Source organism: Streptomyces sp. NPDC037401, assembly GCF_055602345.1.
This window is the reverse complement of the sequence record NZ_JBVJWO010000058.1, coordinates 1-9,432: the sequence shown is the minus strand read 5'-3', so window position 1 is coordinate 9,432 and position 9,432 is coordinate 1. Positions and strand designations below refer to the sequence as shown.

Sequence of the window (9,432 nt, the reverse complement as noted above, 5' to 3'; positions counted from 1 at the left end):
CAACATCGAGAACCTCCAGCGCTTCCCTGACCCCTTCCCCCCCCCCCCCCCCCCCCCCCTTACCCCCCCCCCCCCCCCCCCCCCCCCCCCCCCCCCCCCCCCCCCCCCCCCCCCCCCCCCCCCCCCCCCCCCCCCCCCCCCCCCCCGTCCGTGGGAGCGGTGTTGCGGGGGCGCGCTCAGCCCGTGGCGCCCGCCGATTCGAGCCGTGCCTGCTCGGACCGCGGCGCGGTGTGCGGCGGGGTCCCGGGGGACGGTTCGGCCGCCGGGGACGGGACCTGCGAAGGCCCTGCTGACGGCACCGGCGAGGGCGGCTGCGCCTGCTCGGCGGAGTCGTCCTTCCTGCGGCCGCGGGCCGCGACCAGTGCGTGGTAGCCGATCAGGGTCACGAGGGTGCCGAGGGCGATCCCGCCGACCGAGAAGTCGTCCGTCACCTGGAGGGTGACGCCGCCGATGCCCAGGACGGCGCCGGCGGAGATCGGGACCAGGTTGACCGGATCCGCGAAGTCGACCCGCGCCTTGATCCAGATCTTGGCGCCGAGCAGCCCGATCATGCCGTACAGGACCACGGTGATCCCGCCGAGCACGCCGCCCGGGGTGGCGGCCACGAGGGCGCCGAACTTCGGGCACAGGCCGAACACCAGGGCCGCGGCCGCGGCCATCCAGTACGCGGCGGTCGAGTAGACCCGGGTCGCGGCCATGACGCCGATGTTCTCGGCGTACGTGGTGGTCGGCGGGCCGCCGACGGCCGCGGAGACCGCGGTGGCCAGTCCGTCGCCGAGGACGGCGCGGCCGAGCACGGGGTCCAGGTCCTTCCCGGTCATCTCGGCGACCGCCTTGATGTGCCCGGTGTTCTCGGCGAGCAGGGCGATCACGCCGGGCAGCACCAGCAGGATGGCCGAGGTGGAGAAGGTGGGCGTCTGCATGGCGGGCAGGCCGAACCAGTCGGCGGAGGAGACGGCGTCCAGCTGTACCCGCAGGTGGCTGGTGACCTCGCCGGTCGGCCCGGGTGAGGTGAGGGGGCCGGCGGTCCGGTCGAGCACCCAGGACAGTACGTACCCGAAGACCAGCCCTGCGAGGACGGCGAGCCGGCTCCAGAAGCCGCGCAACAGCACGCCCGCCGCGATCACGACGGACATGGTGGCGAGCGCCACCCACTGGTCCTGGGGCCAGTAGATGTCGGCCACGACCGGGGCCAGGTTGAGGCCGATGAGCAGCACCACGGCGCCGGCGACCACGGGCGGGAACGCCTTGTTGATCATCGCCGGTCCGGCGAAGTGGACGAGCAGGCCCACCAGGGCGAGCACGAGGCCGGCGACGAGCACGGCGCCGGTGACGGTGGCGGTGCTTCCGCCGCCCGCCCGGATGGCGGCGACCGCGCCGACGAAGGAGGCGCTGGTGCCCAGGTAGCTGGGGATCCTGCCCTGCACCACGAGCAGGAACAGCACGGTGGCGACGCCGGACATCATGATGGCCAGGTTCGGGTCGAGCCCCATCACCACGGGGAAGACGAAGGTCGCGCCGAACATCGCCACCACGTGCTGGGCGCCCAGGCCCACCGTGCGCGGCCAGGAGAGCCGCTCGTCGGGCATCACGGCGGCGCCGGGCCGGGGCGCCCGTCCGTCGCCGTGCAGGCGCCAGCCGATGCCGAGGATCCGGCGTGCCGGACCCTGTGTTCCCTTCATGGTGTCTTCCTCCGGATCGGATGGGACGTGGGTGGGGACGTACGGATGCGGGGGGTGCGGGGGGTGCGGGGGGGGTGCGGGGGTGCGGGGGGTGCGGTGCGCTCCCGCCGCGGTACGGGAGGTCTCGCGTCCCGGGTCTCAGACGTCGACCAGGCTGGAGATGCCGGCCATCGCCTCGGCGGCACGGAGGTCGGCCAGCTCCGGGTCCGGGGCCGACACGATCACGTGGCCGAGCCGGGTGCACGCCGCGGAGGTTCCGCCGACGCGCTCGCCGGGCTCCACGTAGGAGCGGACGGCGGCGACGTACGGGCTCGCGGCGAGCCCGCGCAGCTCGCGGAACACCCCGCGCCGGGTGGTGCCGATGAACCGGAGCGCGGCGGCCCGGGTGCGCTCCGCCCGGATGTCGGGCCATTCCCCCAGGACGGCCTGGAGGTAGGCCCCGGCCACGCTCACACCGGTGGCGTGCTCGATCAGGTGCATGAGGTGTCCGGCGGGCGGGGCGGCCACGACCTTGAGGAGCTGCGGCCCGGCCGCCGTCACCCGCAGGCCGGTGTGGGCGATGCCGTCCCGCAGGCCGAGTGCTGCCAGGCCCCGTTCCACGGCGGCCAGTACGGAGACCCGGGTGCACTCGTCGAGGCCGGCGGGCACGGTGTGCCCGGTCTCGTGGGGGATCCGGCCGTCGCCGGTGAACGTCCGCAGCACCGCGAGGTGTCCGCAGCGGCCCGCGCACACCACGCTCTCCACCCGGTACTCGGGGCCGTCCAGGTACTCCTGGACGAGGACCTCCGAGCCCCGGCCGGCCCGCCGTACGGCCACGGGCAGCTCCTCCGGGCAAGCCACGAGGACCGCTCCCGTGCCGCCCGCGCGCTCGGCGGGCCGGACGACGACCGGGTAACAGAGCCCGGCGGCACGCAGCCGCCGGTCCGCCTCCTCGGGGGACGCGACGGCCACGGTGCGCGGGCAGGGCACCCCGCGCTCCCGCAGCGCCTGGGCCGTCCGCCACCTGTTGCGCGCGGCGGCCGCCCGGCCGGGAGGGTGGCCGGGCAGGCCCAGGGCGTCCGCGAGCGCGGCGGCCAGCGGGGAGTAGGACTCCCCGCTGGCCGCCACTCCGCCGATGCCCTCCCGGGTGCAGTAGTCGGCCAGGGGGCCGACGGCACGGTCCGGGGAGCGGAGGTCGGCGGAGACGGTGCCGGCGAGCCGGCCGCGCAGGCGCTGGGCGGTCCGCCCGTGGCGGTCCCGGTGGGTCGCGGCGTGCACCCGGATGCCGAGCGGCTGGGCCGCTGCCACCAGGCTCTGCGCGGCGGAGTTCTCCGCACCGAGCAACAGCACTGCTCTGGCCATGTGCCGGTTCACCTCGCTTTCGCCGGGGTGCTCAGGGGCTGCGCAGGGAGTGCTCAGGGGCTGCGCAGCACCGGGGTGGGGGTCCGGGTCACGCGCCGTACGCTCTGCGGAACTTGCCGGTGATGTACTCACCGGAGCGCACCGGCTCGTGGCGGGCCGGGTTGAGCGGGCCGGTGCACGTGGGGATGCACTCGATCAGGGCGTCGTAGGCGGGCTGGTGGAAGAACGGCACGGAGTACCGCTCGCGCCCGGCCAGCTCCCGCGGCGGGTTGACGACCCGGTGGACGGTGCTGACCCAGCGGTTGTTGGTCCAGATCGCCATCAGGTCGCCGATGTTCACGACGAACGAACCGTCGATGTAGGGCACGTCGAGCCACTGGCCGGCCTTGTCGAGGACCTGGAGGCCGCCGGGGCCGTCGTCCTGGTAGAGGATGGTGAGGCTGCCCCAGTCGCTGTGCATGCCCTTGCGGAGCTGGCCGGGCGCCGGGGGTTCGGGCTGCCGCGGGTAGTAGTTCGCGGTCAGGTTCGTCATGTGCCGCTCGATCTTCTCCTCGAACCAGTCCTCAGGCAGGCCGAGGGCGAGGGCGAAGAGCCGCATGATGTCGGCGGCCAGGACTTCCATCGCCGCGTAGTACGCGCGGTACGACTCGGCGAAGCCGGGCAGTCCGGGCCAGCGGTTCGGGGTCCGCAGCGCCGGGTCGGCGTCCGCGGGCAGGGCGCTGCCCCCGTCGGGCTCGCCCAGCCGGTTGACCGTGAAGGTCTCGGAGATGTCGGGCAGCGACCGCTCCTGCTCCACCTCTGCGTCGGCGTTGGACGCGGCGAGGCTGCCCTTGCGGCCGAAACCGCGCATCAGCGGGTCGGCCGGGTCGGCCAGGAGCTCGGCCTTCACGTCGGCGGGCAGCGCGAAGAACTCGCGGGTGGCCCGGTACATCGCGGAGATGGTCTGCTCGGGCACGCCGTGGCCGACGATCACGAGGAAGCCGCTGGTGCGGCAGACCTCGTCGATCACGGCGGCGAGCCGGCGGTCGGCCGCCTGGTCCGTGCGCGCCGAACTCAGGTCGATGACGGGGACGTATCCGTCGACGACCGTCACTTGTGCAGCCGTGCCGGCCGCGTTCTCGACATTCAGTACCGACATGGCGTCTTCTTTCGTTCAGCCCCACCGCGGCGGCGGGGGTTCCCAGTCCCGTACGAGTTCGAGGAATTCGGCCGCGTCGCCCACGGCCGCGAGGGTTCCGACCTCGTTCTCGCGCAGGAATCCGCTGGAGGACATCCGGCAGTTCAGGCGCAGGAGGCGGTCCCAGTAGCCCTCGGTGTTCAGCAGGGCCATCGGTTTGTCGTGGCGGCCGAGGATCAGCCAGGCCCAGGCTTCGAGGATTTCCTCGACGGTGCCGACGCCGCCGGGCAGGGCGACGAAGGCGTCGGCCAGATCGGCCATCAGCTGCTTGCGCTGGTGCATGGTGTCGACGACGTGCAGTTCGGTCAGGCCCGGGTGGGCGACCTCCGCGTCGACGAGGTGCTTGGGGATCACTCCGGTGACGCGGCCGCCCGCGCCGAGGGCGGAGTCGGCGACCACGCCCATGAGGCCGGCGGCCCCGCCGCCGTAGACGATCTCGTGGCCTTCGGCGACGAGTTCCTTGGCGAAGGCCGCGGCCGCTTCGCGGTACGCCTCCCTGTTGCCCAGAGCCGATCCCGCGTAGACGGTGATGCGCATGGCGAGGACCTCCGTCCGTCAGGGGCTGACGCGCCCGAACTTCTCGAAGGCCTCGTGGGTCAGCGGCATGAGGCGGGCGAACTCGTCCTCCATCTGCTCGGCGACCAGCTCGATCTCGCGCTGCGGGTGCGAGACGTAGGCGGCGTCGGCGCGGTTGGTGCGCAGGCCGAGGAAGTGCATCAGCGAGCGGGCGTTGCAGGTGGCGTAGACGGTGGAGTAGGTGGCGACGGGCAGCACCATGCGGGCCAGTTCGCGGGATATGCCGGCGTCGAGCATGCGCTGGTACTCGCGGTACGCGGCCCGGTACGCCTCGCTGGTGGCCTCGCTCATGAGCTCGTAGTCCTGCTCGCTGCCGGGCACGTAGCGGTAGTGGCCGGGCTTTCCCTCCTGCTTCAGGGCGCGGTCCCGGTCCGGTACGTAGAAAACGCTCTTCAGGTCCTTGTAGCGGGCGCTTTCCTCGTTGAATGACCACATCCGGTGCCGCATCATATGGCGGATCGTGAAGATGGGAGCGTGCACGAGGAACGTCATGGAATTGTGCTCGAACGGGCTGCCGTGGCGGCTGCGCATCAAATACCGGATAAGCCCTCCGATGTATTCGTCGCCGCGTTCTTCGCGGTGCGCCTCCTCGCCGGCGGTGGACACCCGGGCGGCGCGTACGACACCGAGGTCGGAGGCCGTGTGGTCGACCAGTTCCACGGCGATGTGGCTGCGCAGTTCGATCTCGGGCCCGAAGGCCCTGATGTCGGTCGACTCGGTCGGCTCGGTCTCAAGGGCCGGGCTGATGGTCATGGTGTTCCCCTCGTTGGTGTGCGTGATCGCTTGGGTCGGCCGGGACGGCGCAGTGCGGACGGCTGGGCGGTGGTCAGTCCCAGCCGTGATCGTCGGGCGTGGCGCCGACCGGGAGCGTGACCGCGGAGCTGCCGCTGCCGTCGGCCAGGACGGAGCCCGCGGAGGCCGCCCCGCCGGCGGTCGTGACGGCCAGCGTGGCGATGGCGGCGATCACGGCGGAACGGGCGGCGTGGCGAGCGGCGGAAATCTTCGTCTCGTAACCGGTGATCCACATGTCGGGCTCCTGCAGTCGGCGTTGTGGCGGCCTCCCCGCTCACAACTCCATTCTTCGAACTGCAGCACGCAGAAATAAGGTCAGACTTGTGAAGTGCACAAGTCTGAATCCAAAGCCGATACATGCCAAAGAAGTACCGGGACGGTTTGTACGTGCCAAAGAAGCAGCGAGAGCGAAGTGAATTGCGGGCGCACTTGCCGAAGATGCACCGGAGACGCAGCGGGGCCCCGCGGTCACGGCCGGCGGTGAAGCCGGCCGCGGCCACGGGGCCCCGGTTCGAGGGGTGCGGTCAGCGGTCGATGCCGCAGAACACCCGGGCGGCCGCGGGCGGGCCTCCGGACGCGGACCGGGGGGTCTCCCGGGCCTCGTCGTGGATGTCCCGCACCGCGCAGGTCGCCGTCACGACGGCGGCGCGGGCCAGGCCCAGCGCCTCGCGTGCGGATTCGAGGTCACGGTCGGGAAGCCGTACGACGACGTCCGTGGCGCACTCGATGAGGTGCAGCGCGGCGCGCGCCAGCCGGTCGTCGCACGGATAGCCCTGCTCGACGGCCTTGCGGGCCGTCTCGAGCAGTTCCGCCGCGGTCAGGGTGGCCTGCGCGCGCGTGGTCTCCTTCGTGTCCAACTCTGCTCTCCTCGCGGAAGGGAACGGGTGCACTTCTGCCCGTGAGGACCATGCGCCCGGCGAGCGGGACCGAAAAAGGGTCAAAGGCTTGCAGCTGCACGGATGTGCACGTGTCGACGGATACGCCCCCGTCACAGGGTCCGGGTCATGAACACGCTGAGCGGGTCGGGCTTGTAGTCGGCGAAGGGACCGCACGCCTCGAAGCCGAACTTGGCGTACAGCGCCCGCGCAGGAGCGAAGAAGTCGGCCGCCCCGGTCTCAAGGCTCAGCCGCCGGTACCCCATCCGGCGCGCTTCCCCGACGAGGTGCGTCAGGACGAAGGACCCCACCCCGGCGCGCGTGCGGTCGGGCGCCGTACGCATCGACTTGATCTCCGCGTGCTCCTCGTCCAGCCACTTCAGCGCCCCGCAGCCCACCAGCGCGCCGTCGTCGTCCCGCGCCGACCAGAAGGTGACGTCGTACCGACGCAACCCGTCCAGGTCCAGGGCGTGCTTGCTCTCCGGCGGAGTGATGGACCGCATCTCCCGGACGTGTGCGGCCAGGAACGCCGCTATCTCGGGGCTCGACAGGTCGTCCACTGCAATCTTCATCGCGCCAGGCTAGAACCTGCCGGGCGCCGCCGGGGTCCAAAGCGGCCAGACCACCGGCCGGAACGCACCCGCTTGAACCAGACTTGAGGACCGCCCCATACCCTCGCCGAATGGGCACCTACGAACTGGATGCGAGGAAGCCGGACACCGCGGGGCGGCCGACGGGCGAGGCCGTGGCACTGTGGCGCCTGCGTACCGACCGGGAGACGGTGGGCGGCTTCCCGGTCGACGACGCCCTGCTCGACCACGCCGAGCGGGCCCGCGCCGCGGCGTTCGTACGGCCGGCCGACCGGCACCGCTACCTCGCCGCGCACGTGGGCCTGCGGGTGCTCCTCGGCGCCTACCTGCGGCTGCGGCCCGAGCAGGTCGTGCTCGTCCGCGAGGAGTGCCCCTGCTGCGGCGGCCCGCACGGACGTCCGGCCCTGGACCCGGCGGGACCGGGCGGCGGACCGGCCGACCGCCTGCACTTCTCGCTCTCGCACAGCGAGGACGTGGCCCTGATGGCGTTCTCCGGGGTGTGCGTCGGCGTCGACGTCGAGGCCACCCCCGGCCCGGCGGTGGTCAAGGACCTGCTGCACACGCTGCACCCGCGGGAGACGCAAGAGCTGCTGGCGCTGCCCGAGGCCGGGCGGACGGCGGCCCTGGCACGGCTCTGGTCGCGCAAGGAGGCGTACCTGAAGGGCACCGGTACGGGCCTCGGGCTGGGCGTCGTCGAGCCGTACGTCGGGTCGGGGCCGGCCCCGGCGCACACGCCCGGATGGACCGTGACCGACCTGGCGGCGCCGCCCGGCTTCACCGCGGCCCTGGCGCTCAAGGACGCGCGGACCGGCGGACCGGCCGGGTCCGGCCGGCGGCCGCAGCCGGAGAGCCCCACCCCGGTCTGATGGGACATCAATTTCTGTGTCCTTCCGGCCCCGGGTAGTCATTGACTTCTCGTGGGCGCGACGCGTCAATGTCGGCCACCGCACCGGCTCGGCCTCTCCCCCACAGCGGGTGGGGGGAGGGTTCGCACGACGAAGGAGTCGCGACCCAGTGAGTACGACTTACCGACGAAGAATCCTTGCCGGGGCGGGAGCCCTGACCCTGGCACTGACGGGTGGCGTGGTGGGCCTGGCGGGCACGGCTTCGGCCGCGACGACGACCACCCCCGTGTTCTCGGTCTGCGACGCCCCGGCGCCGCAGCCGGACGGCTCGGGGAACCAGAACTACACCGTCACCGTCCCCGACTCGGCCAAAGCCGGCGACGTCGTGCCGATCACCATCGACCCGGGCGCCAGCCCGCTGGTCCCGGGCTTCTCCGTGACCACGGTCAACACCACCAAGCTCACCCTCAAGGTCGGCGCCACCACGCAGACGGTCACCAGCCCGCCCGAGACGGTGACCGTGGTGGCCGGCGTCCCGCTGGACCCGAAGCCGTTCTCGTCGACCATCACGGTCCCCGACGGCACCGAGGGCACGACGCTGGAGATCCGGCTCGACCAGGCGGTGACCGACGCCGACCTCAGCGGCTCGGTCTTCACCACCACCTGCCTCCCGCAGCCGCGGCCCAGTGCCCCCATCGCCACGATCGCGATCGAGGCCCTGCCCAAGGACCCGGTCACCACCAAGCTGACGCCCAACAGCGGCGGTCCCGGCACCGCGGTCGTCGCCACCGGCGCCAACTTCGCGGCCGGCGCGGTGACCTGTGAGGCCCTGCTGGCCGGTGCGGCCACCGGCGACACCGGAAGCGGATCCGCCGACGCGGGCGGCGCCGCGACCTGCTCCCTCACGCTCACCAAGAAGGCCGACAAGGTCCGCATCGGCAGCACCGAGGGCAAGGCCTTCAACTGGATCCAGCCCGCCGTGGGCGTGCCGCACCCGGTCGACGTCGAGGTCCTCGCCGGACCGCTGGCGCTCGGTCCGACCGCCGGACTGCCCGCGCTGGACTTCGGTTCCGTCACCATCAACGGCAAGAAGCAGTCCGTGGTCGGCCAGTTCAACGCGGCCACCGTCCAGGACTTCCGCGGCGGCACCCTCGGCTGGGACCTGACGGTCACCCGCACGCCGTTCCTGAACACCGCCACCGGACACGCCATGGCCACGGCGCAGCTCGGCATCCAGCCGGTCTGCACGGTGACCAACCCGGACAGCCCGAGCGCCTGCACCGCCGGTGCGCCCGGCGCCATCACGGACACGCCGCTCAAGGTCGCCTCCGCCGCACCCGGCGGGGACGAGCTGACCGGTGGCGAGTTCGCCGTCGGCGGCGGCGCGATGATCCAGCTGCCCGCCTTCATGTTCGCCGACACGTACCAGTCGGTCGTGACCTTCTCGGTCGCCTGACCCACCCGGGTGGGGGGGGGGGGGGGGGGGGGGGGGGGGGGGGGGGCGGCGGGGGGGGGGGGGGGGGGGGGGGGGGGGGGGGGGGGGGGGGGGGGGGG

General features: G+C 73.0%; 10 protein-coding genes. 2 read left to right on the top strand and 8 right to left on the bottom strand.

The window, feature by feature from the left end; genetic code table 11:
- Positions 1–176 precede the first annotated feature (176 nt).
- The 8 genes from ACZ7H1_RS35980 to ACZ7H1_RS35945 form a co-directional block, all read right to left on the bottom strand.
- Positions 177–1,682 carry a uracil-xanthine permease family protein gene (locus ACZ7H1_RS35980; RefSeq protein ID WP_470792553.1) on the bottom strand — a complete coding sequence of 502 codons (1,506 nt, stop codon included), beginning with the start codon at positions 1,680–1,682 and terminating at the stop codon, positions 177–179.
- A gap of 138 nt (positions 1,683–1,820) precedes the next feature.
- On the bottom strand, positions 1,821–3,023 hold the full coding sequence (locus ACZ7H1_RS35975) for an ATP-binding protein (RefSeq protein ID WP_470792552.1): 1,203 nt from the start codon (positions 3,021–3,023) through the stop codon (positions 1,821–1,823).
- Between the two features lie 88 nt (positions 3,024–3,111).
- The gene (locus ACZ7H1_RS35970) at positions 3,112–4,161 is read right to left on the bottom strand and encodes an isopenicillin N synthase family dioxygenase (RefSeq protein ID WP_470792550.1); all 1,050 of its coding nucleotides are present in this window, start codon (positions 4,159–4,161) and stop codon (positions 3,112–3,114) included.
- A gap of 15 nt (positions 4,162–4,176) precedes the next feature.
- Positions 4,177–4,737, bottom strand: coding sequence for an LOG family protein (locus tag ACZ7H1_RS35965; protein ID WP_470792549.1), 561 nt, complete (start codon positions 4,735–4,737; stop codon positions 4,177–4,179).
- An 18-nt stretch (positions 4,738–4,755) separates the two neighbouring features.
- A complete protein-coding gene (gene thyX, locus ACZ7H1_RS35960; RefSeq protein ID WP_470792547.1) occupies positions 4,756–5,529 on the bottom strand; it encodes an FAD-dependent thymidylate synthase in 774 nt (257 codons plus the stop codon).
- A gap of 73 nt (positions 5,530–5,602) precedes the next feature.
- Complete coding sequence (locus ACZ7H1_RS35955) at positions 5,603–5,803, bottom strand: hypothetical protein (RefSeq protein WP_470792546.1); 201 nt, start codon at positions 5,801–5,803, stop codon at positions 5,603–5,605.
- Between the two features lie 289 nt (positions 5,804–6,092).
- Positions 6,093–6,425 carry a hypothetical protein gene (locus ACZ7H1_RS35950; protein ID WP_470792544.1) on the bottom strand — a complete coding sequence of 111 codons (333 nt, stop codon included), beginning with the start codon at positions 6,423–6,425 and terminating at the stop codon, positions 6,093–6,095.
- Between the two features lie 131 nt (positions 6,426–6,556).
- Positions 6,557–7,015 (bottom strand): GNAT family N-acetyltransferase, encoded by a 459-nt coding sequence (locus tag ACZ7H1_RS35945; protein ID WP_470792543.1) that lies wholly within the window; start codon positions 7,013–7,015, stop codon positions 6,557–6,559.
- Between the two features lie 110 nt (positions 7,016–7,125).
- Here ACZ7H1_RS35945 and ACZ7H1_RS35940 point away from each other — a divergent pair, with 110 nt between their 5' ends.
- Together ACZ7H1_RS35940 and ACZ7H1_RS35935 are read left to right on the top strand one after the other, a co-directional pair.
- Complete coding sequence (locus ACZ7H1_RS35940; protein WP_470792542.1) at positions 7,126–7,899, top strand: 4'-phosphopantetheinyl transferase family protein; 774 nt, start codon at positions 7,126–7,128, stop codon at positions 7,897–7,899.
- A 148-nt stretch (positions 7,900–8,047) separates the two neighbouring features.
- Positions 8,048–9,334 carry a WxL domain-containing protein gene (locus ACZ7H1_RS35935; RefSeq protein WP_470792540.1) on the top strand — a complete coding sequence of 429 codons (1,287 nt, stop codon included), beginning with the start codon at positions 8,048–8,050 and terminating at the stop codon, positions 9,332–9,334.
- The last annotated feature ends 98 nt before the right edge of the window (positions 9,335–9,432 follow it).